Source organism: Pseudomonas sp. 43(2021) (genome assembly GCF_017490805.1).
GTDB lineage: Bacteria > Pseudomonadota > Gammaproteobacteria > Pseudomonadales > Pseudomonadaceae > Aquipseudomonas.
In genome coordinates this window covers 83,488-103,908 of the sequence record NZ_JAFGYJ010000011.1, presented here as the reverse complement: position 1 = coordinate 103,908, position 20,421 = coordinate 83,488, and the positions used below count along the sequence as shown (strand labels likewise).

Sequence of the window (20,421 nt, the reverse complement as noted above, 5' to 3'; positions counted from 1 at the left end):
TGAATGCTTAGAAGTTCACGCCGAAGCTGAGCGCGACGAAGTCGCGGTCATCCACGGTGGTGTACTTGCCATCGAAGAAGTTGGTGTACGACAGGCTTGCCGTGTAGGTGTTCTGGTACTCGGCGTCGAGGCCCAGGCTGACGGCCTTGCGGCCTTCCTCGAAGTTGGCGCCAGGGCCCGGCGAATAGCCGGAGACGTCATGCGACCAGGCCACGCTGGGTTTCAGGTTGACCCCGGCGAACACGTCGTTGTAGTCCCAGATGGCACGAGCGCGGTAACCCCAGGAGGTCGAGGTGGTGAAACCGTCGTTTTCGCAGTTGCGGGTCAGGTTTGCGGTCGACGAACCAAGCCCCGAGCCGATGATGGTGTTGCCGTTGAGAATGGCGCAGGTACCGCTCGGCAGCGGGCCGGGACCGTAGACCGGATCACGCCCGTAACGCGCCTTGCTGGTGCTTTCCAGTCCGCCCACATGGGTGACACCGACTTCACCGACCACGGTGAGGCGACTGGCCCCCATGACCTGGTCGAAGAAGTGGGTAAAGGTGGTCTGGAACTGGGTGATTTCCTTGCGCCGGTAGCCATGCAGGTCCTGCCCGGGCGTGCCGGTCAACACCGAAGCGTTATTGAAGGGGGCTCGATCGATCGGTGTTACCCCTGCAAACAGAATGTCCGTAGTGTTGAGCTGCACCGGAGCATTGGGGCGGTAGCTGAGCTCGCCGCTCCAGGCCGTGCCGGTGGGCAACGTGGTGGAGAAGCTCAGGCCATACAGGCGAATGTCTTCCGGATACTCGACGAAGTACTCGGAGTTGCCCGCGATGATCAAAGGCGCTAACGCACGCACCGCTGGTGGCGCAAGTGGGTTGTTCACCAGATTGAACAGCCCCTGCGGCGCCCCGGTAGCACTGAAGATCGGTGCCCGGCTGTGGTAGTTCATGAAGTAGGCGCCAAACTCAGTATCCAGCGGCTCGAACATGTAGCGGAACGCCACCCCGAACTGGCCGCTATCACGGGCATCGCGGTCGGCACCTCGGCGTACCTTGACGCCCTCGCTGTTGACGTCCACGCCAAAAGCCGACAGGCCGGCGAGCGCCTGGGGCGACAATGCCCGGCTGCTGTTGAGCACACGCAGGTTATCGGTACAGCCATCGGCAATAATGTCCGGCTGGGAGAAGAAGGTGCCGCAGTTGTCGACGACAGTCTGGTCCCATTCGATCTGGTAGAAGGCCTCGGCCGACAGGTTGTCGGTCAGGCTCTGCGAAACGTAGAACATGTTGACCGGAATCAGGCCTTCCTTGATCTCGGCCCCCGGGCGGCGGAACGCCGACACGTCGATCGGGTTGATCGAGTTGATGCCGCCACCGATGAAGGTACTTTCACCCCAGCTCACCACCTGCTTGCCCAGGCGCACCGAGCCAGGCTGATCGCCGATGGCGTAATTGTGGTAGACGAATGCGTCGAGCAGCTCGGCACCGGACGATTTGGCGCCTTCCTTGCGGTTGGAGTCGCTGATGTCCTTGAACTCGCGGCCTTCGTCCTTCAGTTCGAAGTCATACCAGTACTTGCCACGAACGAACACGCCGGTATCGCCGTACTTGAGCTCCAGGTCATGGATGCCCTTGAAGATCTTGGAGAAGGTTTCGCCCTTCTTGAAGTTCAGGTGGCCATCGTCGGATGTCTGCGACAGGCCCTTGCCGCCGTTGTTCACCCCGATCAGGTTCTTGTTGGGGTTGGCCGTCGACCAGCTGGCGCCGATGGAGAGCGACGAGTCGAACTGGCCTTCGATTTCACCAATGTTGAAACTGACAGCGAAAGCAGGACTTGCGAGCGTGGAAGCAAGGCTGACGGCCAGGGGCAACTTGGCCCGGCGCCAGAACAGGTTTGCAGATTTCATCGACGCTACTCCATGTACTTTTTTTGTTATGGCAGTGAGTCCTTTCAAGAACGGCCCGAGCGACCGGTGTACAGGCTTGCGCCCGCGGCGACACGGCTTGCGCATGTCGCCTTCCCCCATTCCTGAAAATCCCCTGGCCCCGACTATAGCCAGCAAGGCACAGGCGCTTGATCCCTCTAAAGTGTGATTTGCGCTCCGTGCTGCCAACTCGCTGTAATGTTGTCCCGGTTGCGCGCTGGCAGTGCTAAAGGATGGCGTATTTCTGCCGTTTGGCAAGGCTCACCCGCTCTAGCATGCGGATCGCGTACTGCGGTAAGCGACCCGCATGGCGGTTACAGCGTGGAAAGGAACGCGCTGTTGCTGGCCTGCCACTGGACGATGTCCTGGCGGATGCGTTTCTTGTCGAGCTTGCCGACACTGGTCTTGGGAATTTCAGTAACAACGGCGATCTGGCTTGGAATGGCCCACTTGTTGATGTGCCCTTGCTCGACGAACGGCTTGAGGTGTTCCTTCAGCGCCTTGGCGTCGATGACCTGGCCTTCGCGCACCACCAGCAGGGCAAACGGGCGCTCGCCCCACTGCGGGTCGGCCACCCCCACTACCGCCACTTCGCGCACGGCCGGATGGCGGCTGATCAGGTCTTCGAGGTCGAGCGAGGAAATCCACTCGCCACCGGTCTTGATCACATCCTTGATGCGGTCACGGATGTCGATGTAGCCCATACCGTCCAGCGTGGCGACATCACCGGTGTGCAGCCAGCCACCCTGCCACAGCTCCTCGCTCTTTTCCGGCTCCTTGAAGTAGCCCAAGGTCAGCCACGGCGCACGCAGCACCAGCTCGCCCTGGGTTTCACCGTCGGCGGGCAGGAAGTTGCCGTCGCCGTCGACGATGGCCGCCTCGACCAGCGGTACCGGCACGCCGGCCTTGATGCGGTAAGTGATGCGCTCATCCTCGCTGCCGGCCTGCAGCTCGTCGTTCAGGTGGGCGGCGGAAATCAGCGGGCAGGTCTCGGACATGCCATACGCGGCGGTCAACTGGATGCCGCGCGCCAGGGCGGCCTGGTACAGCGAGCGGTTGAGCGCGCTGCCGCCGATGATGATCTTCCAGCCGCCGAAGTCCTGCCTTTGAGCGTTCGGGCAGTTGAGCAGCATCTGCAGGATGGTTGGCACGCAATGGGAGAAGGTGACCTTCTCTTCGCGCCACAGCTTGACCAGCATGTCCGGCTCGTAGCGCCCCGGGTACACCTGCTTCATGCCGAGCATGGTGGCGGCGTAGGGAATGCCCCAGGCATGCACGTGGAACATCGGGGTAATGGGCATGTACACATCGTTGCTGCCCAGCAGGCGCACGCTGTCGATGCTGCCGGTCACCGAGGCTTCGGCCAGGGTATGCAGCACCAGTTGCCGGTGGGTGAAGTACACCCCCTTGGGGTTGCCGGTGGTACCGGTGGTGTAGAAGGTGGTGGCCACCGAGTTCTCGTCGAAGTCCGGGAAGTCGTAGCGCGGGCTGGCGGCGGCCAGCAGTTGCTCGTACTCGCCGACCAGGTTGGGCAGCTCGGCAGTCTTGTCCGGGCCGTCGGTCAGCAACAGGGTCTTGTCGACGGTGGTCAGTTGCCCGGCGATGGCCTGGTACAGGCCGACGAAGTCGCTGTTGACCAGCACCACACGGTCTTCGGCGTGGTTCATGGTGTAGAGAATCTGCTCGGGCGACAGGCGCACGTTGATGGTGTGCACCACCGCGCCGATCATCGGGATGGCGAACATGCATTCCAGGTAGCGGTGGCTGTCCCAGTCCATCACCGCCACGGTGTCACCGGCCTTTACCCCGGCTTCGGTCAGCACGTTGGCCAGGCGCGCGATGCGTTCGTTGAGTTGTGGGTAGGTCAACCGCAACTGGTCGCGGTAGACGATTTCGCGGGTCTTTTCATAGCGGCTGCCGGACATCAGCAGGCGCTTGATCAGCAGCGGGTAGGCGTAGGCGCCCTCGGCGGGCTTGATGATGCGGGTCTGCAACATGGGTATCCCTTTTCTGAAAAGCGGGCCGGACAAGTCTGGGAACTACTGTAGTTCGCCAATGTGACGGCTAAATCAGCCGAAGGAATGATTTGCGTGGCAAAGGTATGAGTGGCGGGCGTTGACGGGCGGCAAGGTTGAGCTAGACACTGCGGCGGCAGCTTCAGGTCATGTGGTGAAGCTGAGGGCCTGTTCGCGGGTAAACCCGCTCCCACAGGTACTGCACCAGCCTCTGCAATTGTGCAATATCTGTGGGAGCGGGTTTACCCGCGAATGGCCGTGACACCGAAATTCCGCCCAGCCTCGGAGAACTTCATGCCCAGCCCGCGTCGCGCCGTGTTTCTCGATCACCAGTCCCTGGACCTGGGCGATCTCGACCTCTCGCCCCTGAAGCAGCAGTTCGACGAGTTCGAGCTGTTCGCCGCCACCCGCCCGGAGCAAGTCGCCGAACGCCTGCAGGGCGCGGTGGCGGTGGTCAGCAACAAGGTCATGCTCGACGCCGCGACCCTGGCCGCCAACCCGCAACTGAAGCTGATCCTGGTGGCCGCCACCGGCACCAACAATGTCGACCTGGCGGCAGCGCGCGCCCAGGGCATCACCGTGTGCAACTGCCAGGGCTACGGCACACCGTCCGTCGCCCAACACACCCTCGCCCTGCTGCTGGCCCTGGCCACCCGCCTGTGCGACTACAACCAGGCGGTAGCCGACGGCCAGTGGGCCAAGGCCAGCCAGTTCTGCCTGCTGGACTTCCCCATCGTCGAACTGGAAGGCAAGACCCTTGGCTTGCTCGGCCATGGTGAACTGGGCGGCGCGGTGGCGCGGCTGGCCGAAGCCTTCGGCATGCGCGTGCTCAGCGGGCAGATCCCCGGCCGCCCGGATCGCGCCGACCGGCTGCCACTGGACGAGCTGCTGCCGCAAGTCGACGCCCTGACCCTGCACTGCCCGCTGAACGAGCACACCCGGCACATGCTCGGCGCCCGCGAGCTGGCCCTGCTCAAGCCCAACGCGCTGGTAGTCAACACCGCCCGTGGCGGCCTGATCGATGAGCAAGCGCTGGCCGACGCCCTGCGCAGTGGCCACCTGGGCGGCGCCGCTACCGATGTGCTGAGCGTGGAGCCGCCGGTCAACGGCAACCCGCTGCTGGAGCCCGGCATCCCGCGCCTGATCATCACCCCGCACAGCGCCTGGGGTGCGGTGGAGTCGCGCCAGCGCATCGTCGGCCAGCTCAGCGAGAATGCCCAGGCCTTCTTCGCCGGGCAGCCACGCCGCGTGGTCAGCTGAGCCCGGCGCCTAGCTCTGCTACACTGCGCCACTTTTTCCAGGAGGCGTCGTCCATGGACCCGCGCAGTGAAGTGTTGCTCCGCCAGGCAGAGCTGTTCCAGGGGCCGCTGCTGCTCGCCGGCGCCCCCGCCGACAGCCTGCTCGCTCAGTTGCCCCAGGCCCAGGCCTGGACCTGGCATGCGGGCGATCAGGCCATGCTCGAAAGCCGCTTCGCCGGCCGCAGCCACTATGCAGTCGAGCCCCCTGAAGTGGCGTTCGACAGCGCCGTGCTGTTCCTGCCCAAGTCCCGCGAACTGGCCGCCTACCTGCTCAACGCCCTGGCCTCGCGCCTGGCCGGCCGCGAGCTGTACCTGGTCGGCGAAAAACGTGGTGGCATCGAAGGCGCGGCCAAGCAGCTGCAGGCCTTTGGCAAGCCGCGCAAGCTCGACAGTGCCCGCCATTGCCAGCTGTGGCAGGTGACCATCGAACACGCGCCAGAAGCCAAACCCCTGGAAAGCCTGGCCGAACGCTTCGAGCTCTGCCTGGAAGATGGCCCGTTGCAGGTGGTCAGCCTGCCCGGTGTGTTCAGCCATGGTCGCCTCGATCGCGGCACCGCCCTGCTGCTCAAGCACCTCGATGGCCTGCCGAGCGGCCATGTACTGGACTTCGGCTGCGGCGCCGGGGTGCTGGGCGCCACGGTCAAGCGCCGTTATCCACAAAGCCAGGTGACCCTGCTGGACGTTGATGCCTTCGCCGTGGCCGCCAGCCGCCTGACCCTGGCCGCCAATGGTCTGGAAGGCGAAGTGATCAGCGGCGATGGCATCGACGCGGCGCCGACCGGGCTGAGCCTGATACTGAGCAACCCGCCGTTCCACACCGGGGTGCACACCAACTACCAGGCATCGGAAAACTTGCTGAAAAAATCGGCCGTTCATCTGCGAAAAGGTGGCGAAATGCGCCTGGTTGCCAACAGCTTCCTGCGCTACCAGCCGCTGATCGAAGGGGCGCTGGGCAACTGCCAGATACGCGACGAGGCGGACGGTTTCCGCATCTACCAGGCAACACACGGATAAAAACAGCGCTTGCCGAAAGCGTTCTGCCTAGGCAGAATCCGCACCGTCCTAGGGGAGTAGTCTCCCGCGAGCACCCAGCTCGCCCGGTACGCGTCAACATACTTGGTCCACAGACCATGGCGCGTGCGACCCACCATGCCAGCCTGCATGGCGAGATCCGCATAGACGGATCCAGGGTTTGACAAGACCTATGACACGCACACCTTACCCGGGGCGGGAAGGCTGTACGTGTCATAGCCGTGTCGACCCGCCCCCGTAGGAATCCTGATGCTGGAATCTCTGTTGGTCCCCACCGCCATCGTTGCCCTCGCCGAAATCGGCGACAAGACGCAATTGCTCGCGCTCATTCTCGCTGCCCGCTTCCGCAAGCCCTGGCCGATCATCGCCGGTATCATCGCCGCCACCCTGGCCAACCATGCCGCGGCCGGTGCCGTGGGTGCGTGGGTCGGTAGTTTCTTCAGTGACTCGGCCCTGCACTGGGTTCTGGCTGCGAGCTTCACCGCCACTGCACTGTGGACCCTGGTACCGGACAAGATGGATGACGACGAGAACCCGGCACGCCGCTTCGGGCCGTTCCTGACCACGCTGATCGCGTTCTTCCTGGCTGAAATCGGTGACAAGACCCAGGTCGCCACGGTGATGCTGGCTGCACAGTATCCGTACCTGATCATGGTCATTATCGGCACCACCCTGGGCATGCTGATTGCCAACGTGCCGGTGGTACTGGCGGGTAACTTCGCGGCGGACAAACTGCCGCTGACGCTGATCCGTCGCCTGGCGGCCACGGCGTTCTTCGTGCTGGCGATCGTGGCCGTGTACTCGGCGATGAAAGCCAGTGGCTGGGTGGGTTGACTGCTGACGGGGGCCGCTCTGCGGCCCCTTACGGTCTTACTTCCTGGCCGCCTGATACAGTGGCATCACCTTCGGAATCGCCGCCTGCAGCGAAGCAATGCGGCTCTGGGATGCCGGGTGAGTGCTCATGAACTCAGGCGGTGCGCCTTCGGAAGCCTGGCTCATCTTGTTCCACAAGGTGATCGCGGCATTCGGGTCGTAACCGGCACGCGCCGAGAGCTCCAGGCCGATCAGGTCGGCTTCGTTCTCGTTGGCCCGGCTGTTGGGCAGGGTCATGGCGTAGTTCACCACGGTGTCGGCCAAGGCCATGCTGCTCTGGCCCAGGCCAAAGAGGGCGCCGGCACCCTGGCGGGCCATTTCCACACCGTACGCCTTGGACATCGCCTCGCGGCTGTGCTCACGCAAGGCATGGGCGATCTCGTGGCCCACCACCGCCGCAATTTCCGCATCGGTGAGCTTGAGCTGGTCGATCAGCCCGGTGTAGACGATGATCTTGCCACCCGGGCCGCAGTTGGCGTTGAGCTCGTCGCTCTTGATCACGTTGACTTCCCAGTTCCATTGCGCGGCATCCGGGCGGAACTTGGGCGCCTGGGCGATCAGGCGGTTGGCAATTACCTGGACACGCTTGGCATCAGCGCTGGATTTGTCGAGCACGCCTTTGTTCGATGCCTCGCCCAGGGTCTGCTGGTACGACTGGGCGTACATCTGGTTGACCTCATCGGTCGAGAGCATGCTGAACATGTACTGCTGGCGCTCGACGCCGACAGCACCGCCGCTGGTGGTGTTCACCGCCTGGCAGCCGGCTAGCAGAATGCCGGCACTCAACAGACTGACGACAAAAGACTTACGCATGAAAACACTCCCTTTTTACATGCGCCGTATCGTAGGCTGACTCGTCGGTGGGCCGCCATAGCCGCACGGAAGATTTTCTTCGCCTGCACTGGCCTCTTCGCGGGCATGCCCGCTCCCACAGGGAATGCCGTCAGCCTAAGGTCAGTGTAATACCTGTGGGAGCGGGCGCGCCCGCGAAGAGGCCGGTACAGGCAACCCATCAAGCCGGGGTCAGGCACTCCGGTGCATCTAGCTTCGGGTCATTGACGAAATGCGCCAGGGCCCGCTCGCGCAACGTCGCCGACGGGCTGGCCAGCAATTCATGCAGGCGGGTCAGCGGCGTGTCCGGGTCAAGCCAGGCCGCCTGCCCTGCCTCGTCCAGTATCAGCGGCCGACGCTGGTTCATCGCCGCCTGGGTCACCACTGCGCAACTGAGCCACACCTGATCCTGCACCGGATAGGCCTCCCACACGGCAGCGAAGTACAGCGACGCGCCCTCCCCCGGGGTCAGCCAGTACGGGCGCTTGCGCACGCTGCCACGCCATTCGTAAAAGCCGTTGGCCGGCATCAGGCAGCGGCGCTGGCGAAACGCGTCACGAAACATCGGCTGCTCGGCCAGGGTCTCGGCGCGGGCATGGGCGGGGGTACGCGAAAGGTCGGTGAGCCAGGCCGGGGTCAGCCCCCAGCGCGCCTTGGCCAGTTGCAGCTGGCCGTCGAGCTGGCGCTGGATCAGCACCGTGCCGCCTGGCGAGATGTTCCATTGAGGTGGCTGGCCGGCGGGAAAGCCAGGCAGACTGGCAAGGGCCTGGGGCCAGCGAAACAGGGCGTAACGTCCACACATGGGCGATTTCAGAACCTAGCAGATCAAGGTACCGGGGAAACTCTCCGGTTCGTCGCCAACCAGTGGCTGGGCGTCATTGTACGCATCGATCAGTTGCCGTGCGTATTCGGCCTGCTCATCAGCCACGGCAAGCCCCAGCAGGCCCTGCAGCGGCAGCTCGCCGGCAGCACCGACCAGGTCACGGCCGACCAGGTGCGCCTCGACCCCCTCGCTGGCGAGCATGCCCGCCAGCATTTCCGCCTCAAGCAGGCTTTCCGGTTCGTAGATGCGTTGCATCAGGTATCGTCCTCGCGGCGGACTTCGAGCATCCATTCGTCACCATGCACCTGCAGAATGAACACCACAGGCTGGCAGCACACCTGGCAGTCCTCGGTGTAGACCTGGTCACCACCTGACAGGTCAACAGTGGTTTCCACACGTTCGCCACAATAAGGGCAATCATAGAAGTCGGTTTCCAGCATCGAGGTCTCCGCAGTGACTTATGCGTATAATTGCCGGTCTATTTACAGGGCCTGTGTGTGTCCGAGCCGTTTTTCGGAACCCGTCCCTACCTTATTACCCTAGCCGTTTCCAACAAGAGAGCATGATGGGCGAATTCGATGCCATCCGACCGTACGACGACGCTGAGGTCCCTGCCGTTCTGGCACGCCTGCTCAGCGACCCGGCATTCCTCGATATCCTCACCCACTTCCGCTTCCCGCGTGCGGCCGGTGCTCTCGGCTGGTTGCTCAAACCGCTGATCGCTCGCCGCCTGCGCAAGGAGTTCGCCGGCGTCACCTGTGTCTCGACCTTGCAGGACAAAGTCGAGTACTACGTCGACCAGACCATCGACCGCGCCACCGACGGCGTCACCTATTCGGGCGTGGAGCAGCTCAAGGCCGGTACCGCCTACCTGTTCCTGGCCAACCACCGTGACATCGTCATGGACCCGGCCTTCGTCAACTATGCGGTGTACCACGCCGGCCTGCCCACGCCGCGCATCGCCATTGGCGACAACCTGCTGCAAAAGCCGTTTGTCAGCGACATGATGCGCCTGAACAAGAGCTTCATCGTGCACCGCTCGATCAGTGGGCGCCGCGAGAAGCTGGCGGCCTACCAGCTGCTCTCGGCCTACATCAACCACTCGATCCGCAACGACGCCACGTCGATCTGGATCGCCCAGGCCGAAGGCCGGGCCAAGGACGGTGACGACCGCACCGATTCGGCAATCCTCAAGATGTTCCACATGAGCCGCAAGGACGAGCCGTTCGGCGCGGTGATCCAGAGCCTGAACCTGACGCCGGTGTCGATCAGCTACGAATACGACCCGTGCGACCAGGCCAAGGCCCGCGAGCTGTACATCCGCGCCACCACCGGTACCTACAAGAAGGCGCCGGGCGAGGACGACAACAGCATCGCCAAGGGCATTACCGGCTACAAGGGCCGGGTGCACATCAACTTCGCCCCGCCGGTGACCGAGTACCACGAGGACACCAAGCAGCTGGCAGCGGAAATCGACCGGCAGATCCTCGGTGGCTACCGGCTGTTCCCGGTGCACTACCTGGCCTATGCGATGTGGGATGGCAAGGATGAGGCGCTGCAGGTGCCCAGCGCCGAGAAGGTGTTCCCGGCTGATGAGCTGGCCCGGGCCAAGGAGGAATGGCAACGCCGCCTGGATGCCTGCCCTGAGGAGCAGCGGCCGTACCTGGTGCTGCAGTATGCGACGCCGGTGCGTAACCAGTACCAGGTCAGGCAGCAGGCGCCGGTTGCCTGAACGAATGCCGGGGCTGCTTTGCAGCCCCAGGCTTTCAGACCCAGGTACTGAACCAGGACAACAGCAACGCCATCGCCAGGCACGAAAAACCGAGAATGTAGAAATAGCGCGGCACCCGAAGGTCGAATGCGTCCACTACCCCCTCGCACATTGTCATGTATTCGCGGGTTTCGGCCTCGCGCCGCCGTGCACTGTGCAGCAACCACCCGCCCGGGCAGGTCAGCAGCAGCGCCAGCAGATTGATCAGCTTGATCGGGTGGGCGGCCAGGAACCCCCAGAGTACTTGCAAGGACATCACGCAACCTCGGTATGAGCGACGGCAAAGGCCTGCATTTTACCCAAGTCGCTACCTGACGCCCGGCCCAGGCGACAAAGTGTCATCAAGTTTCATCTGGCATGGCATGAGGATTTGCCGGTCTCTTCGCGGGCACGCCCGCTCCCACAGGAACATCACTATGTTCAGGTCCAGTGATATCCCTGTAGGAGCGGGCGTGCCCGCGAAAGGGCCGGTACAGACAACAAAAAACCCGCTGCCCGGATCACAGGCAGCGGGTTTAGTTTTACCTGATGAAGGCTTACTGCCCCAGCACCTGCCCGATGGTCGGGTCCTTGAACATGCGGGTCAGGGCATCGCTCAGCACATCGCCCACCAGCTGGGTGTTGGTTTCCTGGTTCGGCGCCATGCCGAAACGCTGGTCCAGCGAAGCGCCATAACGACCACTGTAGCGGCGGCCGCCATTGGACACGTCGGCACGGAAGGTGGCGCCGATGGTAGCCTCGGTCACGTACAGGTTGTCTTTCGGCGACTGGTACTTCAGCTCGGCCAGGGTCACGGTCAGCTGCGGTGCGTTGTAGGCGTTCGGCGTCGGGGTGAAGCCGAGCAGGCGCACGGCGGCTTCGGCCTGGGCCTGCAGCTTGGGCACGATGTCGTTACCGCTGACGCTGATGGTGCTGGTCTCGGGATACATGCCACCGCGAGTGCCCAGGGACTGCGAAGCCCGCCCGTCAACCACCCGGACCACGACCGGCTGGCCATGGCCGACCGGGGCGAGCTGGGCCTTGAGCGTGGGTTGCGGGTTGAGTTGTTGCGGGCTGTGGGCACAACCGACCAGGCTGAGGCTGGCCACGGCGATCAAACCGAACAACAGACGTTGCAACATGCGCGTTACTCCAGAAAAAGCGGCGAAGGCCCACAGTATACCTAGCCACGCATCGACCAGTCATCGGTCCGACCCGCTTGTCACAATCGTTTCATCGCCACGCCCTTATCCTTGCGCCAAGCCCTAACGCAAAGGACTCGTCGCCATGGCCTCGCTCTGGACCCTGCTCTTCCAACGCCCGCGCCACAACGCCTATGCCCGCCTCGACGCCGACGGCAAATGCCTGGCCTTCAAGCAATGCAGCCAGGCGCCCAGCGGCAGCGGCTGGGTCCAGGTCGGCGAAATCCAGCTTGCCTGGCTGGGCCGCGAACTGCCCGCCAGCGCCCGGGTTTGCGCCCGCGCAAGCCGCCGCTGGCACCAGCGCATCCTCGCGGCCTGACAAACGCTGCAATAAAAACCACGAATGGCGACATTTCTGCCCGCGACATCGCTATAATCTCCCCCCGATTATAAGGACGTCTCCTGATCGGGCCCCGCACTCGCCGATTGACCCCGGCAACTTCAACGCTTCGCCCACAGAGAGCCTTCCACTCAGGTCTTGCATCGGCTGTCGTGCCTGCTTTTCCGGCCCTTCACACTGCATGAACCTGCGGGTTGCCATCGCGCAGTCCCCTTTTGAGGTTCACGTCTCCAAAAGAGCGTGAAAAAACGGTTTTCACAACTTCACAAGAGTGTGGCGAGCAAATGAACAGTCTGGCATGTGCAAAAGCGGCAGATGTGTCCCGAACAGCCCTGAACAGGCGGCAAATGCGCTCATCCCGTATGAGTGTCTGAGCCGTTCCATAACGCACGCACGACACCTTGACCATAAGTCGAATTGCCGCACCCGTGGCAAGCCGCGTTCAATACCTGAACCCGAAGACTGATTGGCGGTGTCCGCGGAAGTTGCAAGAACTGCGAAAAGTCGGACATGGCGAACCTGGCAAACCCAGGTCCTATGCTGTCAATTAGGTAGCTGTAGATTGTGGAGACGCGTTAAATGGCGCAGAACGAATCGGTTGATGTGGTACTGGTAGGCGCGGGCATCATGAGTGCCACCCTGGCCGTACTGCTCAAGGAGCTCGACCCGACCCTGAAGCTTGAGGTCGTGGAGGCGATGGACTCCGGAGCCGCGGAAAGCTCCAACCCCTGGAACAACGCAGGCACCGGCCACGCCGGCCTGTGCGAGCTTAACTACACGCCCCAGGCCGCCGATGGCAGCATCGACATCAAGAAGGCCGTGCACATCAACACCCAGTTCGAGGTTTCGCGCCAGTTCTGGGCCTACCTGAGCAAGAAGGGCAACTTCGGCTCGGCGCGTGCCTTCATCAACCCTGTCCCGCACCTGAGCTACGTCGAGGGTGACAAGGGTGTTTCCTTCCTCAAGAAGCGCTATGAGCTGCTCAAGCAGCACCATGCCTTCGCCGATATGGAATACACCGAAGACAAGGCCGTGATGAACGACTGGATGCCGCTGATGATGCCAGGCCGCCCGGCCGACCAGCACATCGCCGCCACCCGCGTGCTCAAGGGCACCGACGTCAACTTCGGCGCCCTGACCAACAAGCTGCTGAAGCTGCTGGGCGACTCGCAGGACGCCCAGGTGAAGTACAGCAAGAAGGTCGTCGGCCTGCGCCGTAACGGCAAGGGCTGGACCGTGAGCATCAAGGACGTCAACAGCGGCGGCAGCCGTGAAGTGGACGCCCGCTTCGTCTTCCTCGGCGCCGGTGGCGCAGCCCTGCCGCTGCTGCAGCTGTCGGGCATCCCGGAAAGCAAAGGCTTCGGCGGCTTCCCGGTCAGCGGCCAGTGGCTGCGTTGCGACAACCCGGAAATCGTCAAGCAGCACCAGGCCAAGGTCTACAGCCAGGCCGCAGTTGGCGCCCCGCCGATGTCGGTACCGCACCTGGATACCCGCGTGGTCGATGGCAAGAAATCGCTGCTGTTCGGCCCCTATGCCGGCTTCACCACCAAGTTCCTCAAGCACGGCTCGCTGATGGACCTGCCGCTGTCGGTGCGCATGGGCAACATCGGCCCGATGCTGGCCGTGGCCCGTGACAACATGGACCTGACCAAGTACCTGGTCAGCGAAGTGATGCAGTCGATGGAGCAGCGCCTGGAAGCCCTGCGTCGCTTCTACCCACAGGCCAAGGCCGAAGACTGGCGCCTGGAAGTGGCTGGTCAGCGTGTGCAGATCATCAAGAAAGACCCGAAGAAAGGCGGCGTGCTGCAGTTCGGTACCGAGCTGGTTTCGGCCCAGGACGGCAGCCTGGCTGCACTGCTCGGCGCATCGCCGGGTGCTTCGGTCACCGTGTCGATCATGCTGGAACTGATCGAACGCTGCTTCCCCGAGCAGGCCAAAGGTGCCTGGGCTGCCAAGCTCAAGGAAATCTTCCCGGCTCGCGAGAAGACCTTGGCGACCGATGCCGCCCTGTACCACAAGATCAGTGCCGACAACGACGTGGCACTGGAACTGGTGGAAAGCAGCCCGGCAGCCAAGCACTACGCCTGATTCGCCCGGTAACGAAAAAACGCCCCTCGGGGCGTTTTTTTGTGCCTGGATGTCAGCCTGTTCCTGCCCTTTCGCGGGTAAACCCGCTCCCACAAGGACAGCACCACAGCTTAGGGCTGCGCTGTACCTGTGGGAGCGGGTTTACCCGCGAAGAGGCCGGAGCAGGTTTACAAATCAACCACGGGCCTTGGCGATGATCTCGATGTAATCCGCCGCATTGCGCTGGTCGGCAATCTGTTCGACAAAGGTCTTGCCGTGTTCGTCCTTGCCATCCAGGTCCAGCCCGGCCTCGACGAAGAAGCCGACAAAACGCTCGAAATCGTCGATGCGCAGGCCACGGTAGGCCTTGACCAGCTTGTGCAGCGACGGCGAGGTCACGCCATCGGCAGGCTCGAACTGAAGGAACGTCTTGATGTAGTCGTCGCTGATCTCGTCACCGATTACCTGTTTCTTGTCTTTACGCATTGCCGACTCCAACTGGACCATCACGAAATTTCGAAGGCCGGCAGTGTACCCCCCGCAGGCCGGGCGCCTCAACGCGTACGTACGGTACCGGTGTGCAGGTCGGCCCAGACGTGGCCGTTGCCGTACGTGAGAAACTGCACATACAGCGTCTCGTTGCGCAGCAGGTCCATGATCACCCGGTAGTCGCTGAGCGGGTAATTCAGGCTCAGGGTGCGGGTTTTCTCGTCGTACACAGGCTTCTTCAAGCTCTTGGCAGCCTCACCGTCGAAGGTCAGCAGCACCTGGGCGATGGTCGCACCCTTGCTTAGCGGCTTGCCTTTGAGGCGCACCTGCAACGACGAGGTGATCGGGATCGGCTGCTGGTCGGACTGGCGCTGGGTGCCCACGACCACCGAGTAGTCGGTCACTTGCAGCAATTGCTGGCCGGTCGGCGCTTCCTGGCGCAGGGACTGGTCGTCAGGTGGCAGGAACTGGCTGTGCAGCGGTGCGGCGGCGAGTGGCAGGCTGACCGCCAGCAGGAGGGGAAGAAACGCACGCATGTGAGGCTCCTTGAATGAAGGAGCACTCTAGCATGCTGTGTCTGGGCTTGCCGGCGATGAGGCCGATGCAGGCAACATCAATCGAACTGCGCGAGCATCCAGGCCTGGTACTCGGCCACGCCCTCTTCTCCTTCGCGCGGTGCCCAGTGCGCATGCTCACCCTCGCCCACCGGCCGGTATGGCCCAGCCTTGCACTCGAACAGGATGCTGTCCGGCTCCAGCACCACCAGCCCATGGTAAATGCCGGGGGCCAGGTCCACCCCCAGGCAATTGCCGCCTGCCTGCAGCACCCGCTTGTCGGTCACCGCCCCCTGCTCATCGAAAAGCAACAGACCGAAGCGCCCCTTGAGTGCAATCAGCGTTTCGGCCTTGTCGGCGCTCAGGTGGCGGTGCGGCGGGATGTAGGTGCCCGGCTGCAGGCCGACCGCCATGCGGTGGCAGGGTTCTTCCATCTCATGGAAGGTGTGATGCTGCCGCCCGCGCGGGTTGGCGGCGGCCTGTGCGGCCAGCCCGGCGAACAGCGATTGGTCGATGAACGCAGGCTGGCGCATGATCACAACCCCTTGACGGCGAAGATGCCGTTGGCGTTGCGCCAGTAGCCTTTGTAGTCCATGCCGTAACCGAAGATGTAGCGGTCGACGCAGGGCAGGCCCACGTAGTTGGCCTTGAGCTCCGGGCTGGCCTTGCGGTCATGGTCCTTGTCGATCAGTACCGCCGTGTGCACCGAGCGCGCGCCGGCATGCTTGCAGAACTCGATGATGGCGCTGAGGGTGTGGCCTTCGTCGAGGATGTCGTCGACGATCAGCACGTCACGGTCGATGAACGACACTTCCGGCTTGGCCTTCCAGAACAGCTCGCCGCCACTGGTCTGGTTGCGGTAGCGGGTGGCGTGCAGATAGCTGGCTTCCAGCGGGAACTGCAGGTGGGTCAGCAGTTTGCCGGAGAAGATCAGGCCGCCGTTCATCACGCAGAACACCACCGGGTTCTTGTCGTGCAGGTCTTTGCAGATCTGCTCGCCGACTTTGGCGATGGCCGCTTCGACTTCGGCTTCGGTGTACAGGCAGTCAGCTTCACGCATGACTTGACGGATATGCTCGAGATCGGCGGACATGGCGCTCTCCGGGGGGCATTTTGGAAAAGCGGGCAAAGGTACGCATCCGCTCGTCACAGATCAAGCATTTATGGACTAACGTCCAGAATGACCAGACGACAGCACAGGCTGAATAGATTAATCTAGCGCGGTTTTTTTGCCCGCCTTTCGGAGCCCCCCTATGCCCACTCGTGAGATCCGCCATCCGCTGATCCGCCACAAGCTCGGCCTGATGCGCCGTGCCGATATCAGCACCAAGAATTTTCGCGAACTTGCCCAGGAAGTCGGCGCGCTCCTGACCTACGAAGCCACCCAGGACCTGCCGCTCGAAACCTACGAGATCGACGGCTGGTGCGGCAAGGTGCAGGTTGAAAAAATCGCCGGCAAGAAGATTACCGTGGTGCCGATCCTGCGCGCCGGTATCGGCATGCTCGATGGCGTGCTCAGCCTGATCCCGGGAGCCAAGGTCAGCGCCGTCGGCGTTGCCCGCAACGAGGAAACCCTCGAAGCCCACACCTACCTGGAAAAGCTCGCACCGGACATCAACCAGCGCCTGGCCCTGATCATCGACCCGATGCTGGCCACCGGCGGTTCGATGGTCGCCACCATCGACCTGCTGAAGAAGGCCGGCTGCAAGGAGATCCGCGCCATGGTCCTGGTCGCCGCGCCTGAAGGCATCGAAGCGGTGGAAAAAGCCCACCCGGACGTGCAGATCTACACCGCTTCGATCGACCAGCGCCTGAACGAACACGGCTACATCGTGCCGGGCCTGGGCGACGCCGGTGACAAGATCTTCGGCACCAAGCAAAAGGACGCCTGACCATGCAGGACGGCTTCAACGACCCGCTCTGGCGCCAGGTCGTTTCGGGCGCGCAGATGCTCTTCGTGGCATTCGGCGCGCTGGTGCTGATGCCACTGATCACCGGCCTCGACCCGAACGTCGCGCTGTTCACCGCCGGCATCGGCACCCTGCTGTTCCAGCTGGTCACCGGCCGCCAGGTACCGGTGTTCCTGGCCTCGAGCTTTGCCTTCATCACCCCGATCATCCTCGCCAAGGGCCAGTTCGGCCTGGCCGAGACCATGGGCGGCGTGATGGCCGCAGGCTTCGTGTACACCTTCATGGGCCTGATGGTGAAAATCAAAGGCACCGGTTTCATCGACCGCATGCTGCCACCGGTGGTGATCGGCCCGGTGATCATCTCCATCGGCCTGGCCATGGCGCCGATCGCCGCCAACATGGCGATGGGCAAGGCCGGTGACGGCAGCGTGCTGCTGCCGTACAAGACCGCCATGATGATCTCGATGCCGGCCCTGCTGACCACGCTGATCGTCGCCGTGTTCGGCAAGGGCATCTTCCGTCTGGTGCCGATCATTGCCGGCGTGCTGGTAGGCTTTGCCCTGTCCTTCGCCTTTGGCGTGGTCGACACTGCCAGGATCGCCGCCGCACCGTGGCTGGAGCTGCCCAACTTCACCGCGCCAGCGTTCAACTGGCAGGCCATCCTGTTCATCGTCCCGGTTGCCCTGGCACCGGCGATCGAACACATCGGCGGGGTTATCGCGGTCGGCAGCGTGACCGGCCGTGACTACCTGAAGAAGCCTGGCCTGCACCGCACCCTGCTGGGTGACGGCCTGGCCACCACCGCAGCCGGCCTGTTCGGCGGCCCGCCCAACACCACCTATGCCGAAGTGACCGGCGCGGTGATGCTGACCAAGAACTACAACCCGAAGATCATGACCTGGGCGGCGGTCTTCGCCATCACCTTGGCCTTCATCGGCAAGTTCGGCGCGCTGCTGCAGAGCATCCCGGTACCGGTGATGGGCGGCATCCTGTGCCTGCTGTTCGGCTCGATCGCGGCGGTGGGCATGAACACCATGATCCGCCACAAGATCGACCTGGCCGAAGCGCGCAACCTGGTGATCGTGTCGGTAACCCTGGTGTTCGGTATCGGCGGCGTGCTGATCGGCAGCGGTGACGGCCCGGATGACTGGGGCCTGAAGGGCATCGCCCTGTGCGCCATCGTGGCTATTGCCCTGAACCTGATCTTGCCGGGCAATGATGGCTGGAAGCACAAGAAACTGGATGATCAGTTGCCTTGATTCGGCTTTAGCCTGACCCGGCCACTTCGCGGATAAACCCGCTCCCACAGGTACCCCGCTGCCCTCAGGCCTTGTGCAAAACCTGTGGGAGCGGGTTTACCCGCGAAGAGGCCAGAACAGGCAACCTTGGACTCAGGCTTTTTCGCACATTCCCGCCAGCACCTTCACCCACTCCGGGTGATCATTCAGGCAAGGCACCAGCACCAGCTCCTGCCCGCCCGCCTCGACAAACTGCTCGCTGCCGCGCATGCCGATCTCCTCCAGCGTCTCGATGCAATCGGCCACGAACGCCGGGCACATCACCAGCAGCTTCTTCACCCCGGCCTTGGCCAGTTCGTCCAGCCGCGCCTCGGTATAGGGTTCGATCCACTTGGCCCGCCCCAGCCGCGACTGGAAAGACACCGACCATTTGCCATCGGGTATGCCCATTTTCTGCGCAAAGGCCCTGGCCGTGGCCAGGCACTGCCCGCGATAACACACCGCACGCATATCGGCACTGGCATCCTTGCAGCAATCGGCCGCCTGGAAGTCATGTTTGCCAGTCGGGTCCAGCTTTTTCAGATGCCGTTCCGGCAAGCCGTGGAAGCTCAGCAACAGGTGATCGTAATCCTGCTCCAGGTAAGGCCTGGCGCTGGCGCCCAGTGCCTCGATGTAGTCCGGGTGCTCGTAGAACGGCTGCAGCACGCGCATCTGCAACGGCAACTGGCGTTCACTGACCGTCTGCCTGGCCAGCTCTACTACAGTGGTTACCGTGCTATCGGCGAACTGTGGGTACAGCGGCGCCAGGGTCACCTTGCGCACACCCTGGGCCACCAGGCGCTCAAGAACCTCGGGCAAGGCTGGCTGGCCATAGCGCATGGCAATCTCCACCGGGCCATGGGGCCAGTGCTCGACCATCGCCGCCTGCAGGCGACGGGTCAGCACCACCAGTGGCGAGCCCTCGTCCCACCAGATCGAGCCATAGGCGTGTGCCGACTGCTCCGGGCGCTTGACCAGGATCAGCGACACCAGCAGGCGCCGTACCGGCCAAGGCAGGTCGATCACGTAAGGGTCCATGAGGAACTGGTTGAGGTAGCGGCGCACATCGGCCACCGAGGTGGAGGCCGGGGAACCCAGGTTGACCAGCAGCAGAGCGTGATCGGTCATGCAGCGTCCTATGTCAGAGGCGGCTGGACAGGTTGTCCAGGGCCGATTGCAAATCGTTGAAGCGGAAGGTGAAGCCTGCCGCCAGCAAACGTACCGGGCGCGCGCGCTGGCCGCCGAGCAGCAGCGTCGACAGCTCACCCAGGCCGGCCTTGAGCAGCAGTGCCGGCACCGGCAGCAACGCCGGCCGGTGCAGGGTGCGCCCCAGGCGCCTGGCAAACTCGCGGTTGCGCACCGGCTCCGGGGCGCAGGCATTATAAGGACCGCTGGCATCCTTGTGCTGCAAGAGAAAATCAATCAGGGCGACCTGGTCGTCTATATGGATCCAGGGCATCCACTGCCGCCCGTCGCCCAAAGGCCCGCCCAGCCCCAGTTTGAAGGGCACGCGCAGGCGCGACAAAAAGCCGCCATCACTGGCCAGCACCAACCCGGTACGCACCAGCACCACGCGAATACCCTGGGCCTGGGAACGCAGGGCCGTCTCTTCCCAGGCAATGCACAGCTGGCTGGCGAAATCTTCGCGCACCGGCGGTGAAGCCTCGGTCAGCTCGCGTTCGCCACCGTCTCCGTACCAGCCCACCGCAGAGCCGGAGATCAGCACTTGCGGGCGCTGTTCACGGGTGCCCAGCCAGGCCAGCAACTGCTCGGTGAGGCTGACGCGGCTGGCCCACAGCAGGTTGCGCCGGGCGGCTGTCCAGGGCCGGTCGGCAATCGGCGCGCCGGCCAGGTTGATCACCGCGTCCAACTGATCATCCGCCTCCAGTTGCTCCAGGCGGGCGATGCCACGCACGCCGGTGCCACAAATTTTCGGCACCTGCTCAGGTCGCCGGCTCCACACCGTCAGGCGATGACCCTGGCCGAGCCAGTACTGGCACAGGTGCTTGCCAATCAACCCGGTGCCACCTGTCAGCAATATATGCATGGCT

22 protein-coding genes and 1 riboswitch are annotated in these 20,421 nt (G+C 63.4%); of the genes, 8 read left to right on the top strand and 14 right to left on the bottom strand.

Features of this window, described 5'->3' with window-relative positions; genetic code table 11:
* Positions 1-7: 7 nt before the first annotated feature.
* Together J5M71_RS12135 and J5M71_RS12130 are read right to left on the bottom strand one after the other, a co-directional pair.
* A complete protein-coding gene (locus J5M71_RS12135; protein WP_207832458.1) occupies positions 8-1,891 on the bottom strand; it encodes a DUF1302 domain-containing protein in 1,884 nt (627 codons plus the stop codon).
* 332 nt (positions 1,892-2,223) lie between these two features.
* On the bottom strand, positions 2,224-3,906 hold the full coding sequence (locus J5M71_RS12130; RefSeq protein ID WP_207832456.1) for a fatty acid--CoA ligase: 1,683 nt from the start codon (positions 3,904-3,906) through the stop codon (positions 2,224-2,226).
* A 312-nt stretch (positions 3,907-4,218) separates the two neighbouring features.
* Between J5M71_RS12130 and J5M71_RS12125 the strand changes: the two genes are divergently transcribed.
* From J5M71_RS12125 to J5M71_RS12115, 3 genes are all read left to right on the top strand, one after another.
* Complete coding sequence (locus J5M71_RS12125) at positions 4,219-5,184, top strand: 2-hydroxyacid dehydrogenase (protein ID WP_063911246.1); 966 nt, start codon at positions 4,219-4,221, stop codon at positions 5,182-5,184.
* A gap of 53 nt (positions 5,185-5,237) precedes the next feature.
* The gene (locus tag J5M71_RS12120) at positions 5,238-6,236 is read left to right on the top strand and encodes a class I SAM-dependent methyltransferase (RefSeq protein WP_207832454.1); all 999 of its coding nucleotides are present in this window, start codon (positions 5,238-5,240) and stop codon (positions 6,234-6,236) included.
* 39 nt (positions 6,237-6,275) lie between these two features.
* Positions 6,276-6,415: riboswitch (yybP-ykoY riboswitch) on the top strand.
* Positions 6,416-6,503: 88 nt separating this feature from the next.
* On the top strand, positions 6,504-7,088 hold the full coding sequence (locus tag J5M71_RS12115; RefSeq protein ID WP_207832452.1) for a TMEM165/GDT1 family protein: 585 nt from the start codon (positions 6,504-6,506) through the stop codon (positions 7,086-7,088).
* A 36-nt stretch (positions 7,089-7,124) separates the two neighbouring features.
* Here J5M71_RS12115 and J5M71_RS12110 read toward each other — a convergent pair whose 3' ends face one another.
* The 4 genes from J5M71_RS12110 to J5M71_RS12095 all read right to left on the bottom strand — a co-directional run bounded on the left by J5M71_RS12110 (position 7,125) and on the right by J5M71_RS12095 (position 9,221).
* Positions 7,125-7,940 carry a M48 family metallopeptidase gene (locus tag J5M71_RS12110; RefSeq protein ID WP_207832451.1) on the bottom strand — a complete coding sequence of 272 codons (816 nt, stop codon included), beginning with the start codon at positions 7,938-7,940 and terminating at the stop codon, positions 7,125-7,127.
* A 199-nt stretch (positions 7,941-8,139) separates the two neighbouring features.
* On the bottom strand, positions 8,140-8,760 hold the full coding sequence (locus J5M71_RS12105; RefSeq protein ID WP_207832449.1) for an SOS response-associated peptidase: 621 nt from the start codon (positions 8,758-8,760) through the stop codon (positions 8,140-8,142).
* A 15-nt stretch (positions 8,761-8,775) separates the two neighbouring features.
* Positions 8,776-9,036 (bottom strand): DUF2007 domain-containing protein, encoded by a 261-nt coding sequence (locus J5M71_RS12100; protein ID WP_133970277.1) that lies wholly within the window; start codon positions 9,034-9,036, stop codon positions 8,776-8,778.
* Positions 9,036-9,221, bottom strand: coding sequence for a CPXCG motif-containing cysteine-rich protein (locus tag J5M71_RS12095; RefSeq protein ID WP_063911241.1), 186 nt, complete (start codon positions 9,219-9,221; stop codon positions 9,036-9,038). The genes J5M71_RS12100 and J5M71_RS12095 overlap by 1 nt, the downstream gene beginning before the upstream one ends.
* Positions 9,222-9,346: 125 nt before the next feature.
* Here J5M71_RS12095 and J5M71_RS12090 point away from each other — a divergent pair, with 125 nt between their 5' ends.
* Positions 9,347-10,513, top strand: coding sequence for a 1-acyl-sn-glycerol-3-phosphate acyltransferase (locus J5M71_RS12090; protein ID WP_024086266.1), 1,167 nt, complete (start codon positions 9,347-9,349; stop codon positions 10,511-10,513).
* A gap of 34 nt (positions 10,514-10,547) precedes the next feature.
* Here the strand turns inward: J5M71_RS12090 and J5M71_RS12085 are convergent, their stop codons facing one another.
* Both J5M71_RS12085 and J5M71_RS12080 read right to left on the bottom strand, forming a co-directional pair.
* Positions 10,548-10,808, bottom strand: a complete 261-nt coding sequence (locus J5M71_RS12085) for a hypothetical protein (RefSeq protein ID WP_207832446.1) — start codon at positions 10,806-10,808, stop codon at positions 10,548-10,550.
* A 280-nt stretch (positions 10,809-11,088) separates the two neighbouring features.
* A complete protein-coding gene (locus J5M71_RS12080; RefSeq protein ID WP_013970929.1) occupies positions 11,089-11,673 on the bottom strand; it encodes a YajG family lipoprotein in 585 nt (194 codons plus the stop codon).
* 145 nt (positions 11,674-11,818) lie between these two features.
* Here J5M71_RS12080 and J5M71_RS12075 point away from each other — a divergent pair, with 145 nt between their 5' ends.
* Positions 11,819-12,052: a hypothetical protein gene (locus J5M71_RS12075; protein ID WP_063911239.1), complete on the top strand. Its 234-nt coding sequence runs from the start codon at positions 11,819-11,821 to the stop codon at positions 12,050-12,052.
* A 600-nt stretch (positions 12,053-12,652) separates the two neighbouring features.
* Positions 12,653-14,161, top strand: a complete 1,509-nt coding sequence (mqo, locus tag J5M71_RS12070) for a malate dehydrogenase (quinone) (RefSeq protein WP_063911238.1) — start codon at positions 12,653-12,655, stop codon at positions 14,159-14,161.
* 174 nt (positions 14,162-14,335) lie between these two features.
* Here mqo and J5M71_RS12065 read toward each other — a convergent pair whose 3' ends face one another.
* From J5M71_RS12065 to J5M71_RS12050, 4 genes are all read right to left on the bottom strand, one after another.
* Positions 14,336-14,626 carry a PA4642 family protein gene (locus tag J5M71_RS12065; protein ID WP_063911237.1) on the bottom strand — a complete coding sequence of 97 codons (291 nt, stop codon included), beginning with the start codon at positions 14,624-14,626 and terminating at the stop codon, positions 14,336-14,338.
* Between the two features lie 68 nt (positions 14,627-14,694).
* Positions 14,695-15,165: a hypothetical protein gene (locus J5M71_RS12060; protein WP_013970925.1), complete on the bottom strand. Its 471-nt coding sequence runs from the start codon at positions 15,163-15,165 to the stop codon at positions 14,695-14,697.
* 77 nt (positions 15,166-15,242) lie between these two features.
* The gene (locus tag J5M71_RS12055; RefSeq protein ID WP_207832444.1) at positions 15,243-15,716 is read right to left on the bottom strand and encodes a WbuC family cupin fold metalloprotein; all 474 of its coding nucleotides are present in this window, start codon (positions 15,714-15,716) and stop codon (positions 15,243-15,245) included.
* A 2-nt stretch (positions 15,717-15,718) separates the two neighbouring features.
* Positions 15,719-16,276: a hypoxanthine-guanine phosphoribosyltransferase gene (locus tag J5M71_RS12050; RefSeq protein WP_003256346.1), complete on the bottom strand. Its 558-nt coding sequence runs from the start codon at positions 16,274-16,276 to the stop codon at positions 15,719-15,721.
* Between the two features lie 160 nt (positions 16,277-16,436).
* Between J5M71_RS12050 and upp the strand changes: the two genes are divergently transcribed.
* Both upp and J5M71_RS12040 read left to right on the top strand, forming a co-directional pair.
* Entirely contained in the window at positions 16,437-17,075 is a 639-nt protein-coding gene (upp, locus tag J5M71_RS12045; protein WP_063911234.1) for a uracil phosphoribosyltransferase, read from the top strand.
* 2 nt (positions 17,076-17,077) lie between these two features.
* Positions 17,078-18,352 carry a uracil-xanthine permease family protein gene (locus J5M71_RS12040; RefSeq protein WP_046616023.1) on the top strand — a complete coding sequence of 425 codons (1,275 nt, stop codon included), beginning with the start codon at positions 17,078-17,080 and terminating at the stop codon, positions 18,350-18,352.
* 132 nt (positions 18,353-18,484) lie between these two features.
* On the opposite strand, the gene hemH is transcribed toward J5M71_RS12040, so the two are convergent.
* A complete protein-coding gene (hemH, locus tag J5M71_RS12035) occupies positions 18,485-19,498 on the bottom strand; it encodes a ferrochelatase (RefSeq protein ID WP_207832442.1) in 1,014 nt (337 codons plus the stop codon).
* A 13-nt stretch (positions 19,499-19,511) separates the two neighbouring features.
* Positions 19,512-20,417, bottom strand: coding sequence for a TIGR01777 family oxidoreductase (locus J5M71_RS12030; RefSeq protein ID WP_207832441.1), 906 nt, complete (start codon positions 20,415-20,417; stop codon positions 19,512-19,514).
* Positions 20,418-20,421 lie beyond the last annotated feature (4 nt).

Coding starts and splice junctions, on each gene's coding strand:
- J5M71_RS12130 (WP_207832456.1), bottom strand. CDS start 3,906: ATGTTGCAGACCCGCATCATCAAGCCCGCCGAGGGCGCCTACGCCTAC.
- J5M71_RS12090 (WP_024086266.1), top strand. CDS start 9,347: ATGGGCGAATTCGATGCCATCCGACCGTACGACGACGCTGAGGTCCCT.
- J5M71_RS12055 (WP_207832444.1), bottom strand. CDS start 15,716: ATGCGCCAGCCTGCGTTCATCGACCAATCGCTGTTCGCCGGGCTGGCC.
- J5M71_RS12105 (WP_207832449.1), bottom strand. CDS start 8,760: ATGTGTGGACGTTACGCCCTGTTTCGCTGGCCCCAGGCCCTTGCCAGT.
- hemH (WP_207832442.1), bottom strand. CDS start 19,498: ATGACCGATCACGCTCTGCTGCTGGTCAACCTGGGTTCCCCGGCCTCC.
- J5M71_RS12075 (WP_063911239.1), top strand. CDS start 11,819: ATGGCCTCGCTCTGGACCCTGCTCTTCCAACGCCCGCGCCACAACGCC.
- J5M71_RS12030 (WP_207832441.1), bottom strand. CDS start 20,417: ATGCATATATTGCTGACAGGTGGCACCGGGTTGATTGGCAAGCACCTG.
- J5M71_RS12100 (WP_133970277.1), bottom strand. CDS start 9,036: ATGCAACGCATCTACGAACCGGAAAGCCTGCTTGAGGCGGAAATGCTG.
- mqo (WP_063911238.1), top strand. CDS start 12,653: ATGGCGCAGAACGAATCGGTTGATGTGGTACTGGTAGGCGCGGGCATC.
- J5M71_RS12115 (WP_207832452.1), top strand. CDS start 6,504: ATGCTGGAATCTCTGTTGGTCCCCACCGCCATCGTTGCCCTCGCCGAA.
- J5M71_RS12040 (WP_046616023.1), top strand. CDS start 17,078: ATGCAGGACGGCTTCAACGACCCGCTCTGGCGCCAGGTCGTTTCGGGC.
- J5M71_RS12125 (WP_063911246.1), top strand. CDS start 4,219: ATGCCCAGCCCGCGTCGCGCCGTGTTTCTCGATCACCAGTCCCTGGAC.
- J5M71_RS12085 (WP_207832446.1), bottom strand. CDS start 10,808: ATGTCCTTGCAAGTACTCTGGGGGTTCCTGGCCGCCCACCCGATCAAG.
- J5M71_RS12060 (WP_013970925.1), bottom strand. CDS start 15,165: ATGCGTGCGTTTCTTCCCCTCCTGCTGGCGGTCAGCCTGCCACTCGCC.
- J5M71_RS12120 (WP_207832454.1), top strand. CDS start 5,238: ATGGACCCGCGCAGTGAAGTGTTGCTCCGCCAGGCAGAGCTGTTCCAG.
- J5M71_RS12095 (WP_063911241.1), bottom strand. CDS start 9,221: ATGCTGGAAACCGACTTCTATGATTGCCCTTATTGTGGCGAACGTGTG.
- J5M71_RS12135 (WP_207832458.1), bottom strand. CDS start 1,891: ATGAAATCTGCAAACCTGTTCTGGCGCCGGGCCAAGTTGCCCCTGGCC.
- J5M71_RS12050 (WP_003256346.1), bottom strand. CDS start 16,276: ATGTCCGCCGATCTCGAGCATATCCGTCAAGTCATGCGTGAAGCTGAC.
- J5M71_RS12110 (WP_207832451.1), bottom strand. CDS start 7,940: ATGCGTAAGTCTTTTGTCGTCAGTCTGTTGAGTGCCGGCATTCTGCTA.
- J5M71_RS12065 (WP_063911237.1), bottom strand. CDS start 14,626: ATGCGTAAAGACAAGAAACAGGTAATCGGTGACGAGATCAGCGACGAC.
- J5M71_RS12080 (WP_013970929.1), bottom strand. CDS start 11,673: ATGTTGCAACGTCTGTTGTTCGGTTTGATCGCCGTGGCCAGCCTCAGC.
- upp (WP_063911234.1), top strand. CDS start 16,437: ATGCCCACTCGTGAGATCCGCCATCCGCTGATCCGCCACAAGCTCGGC.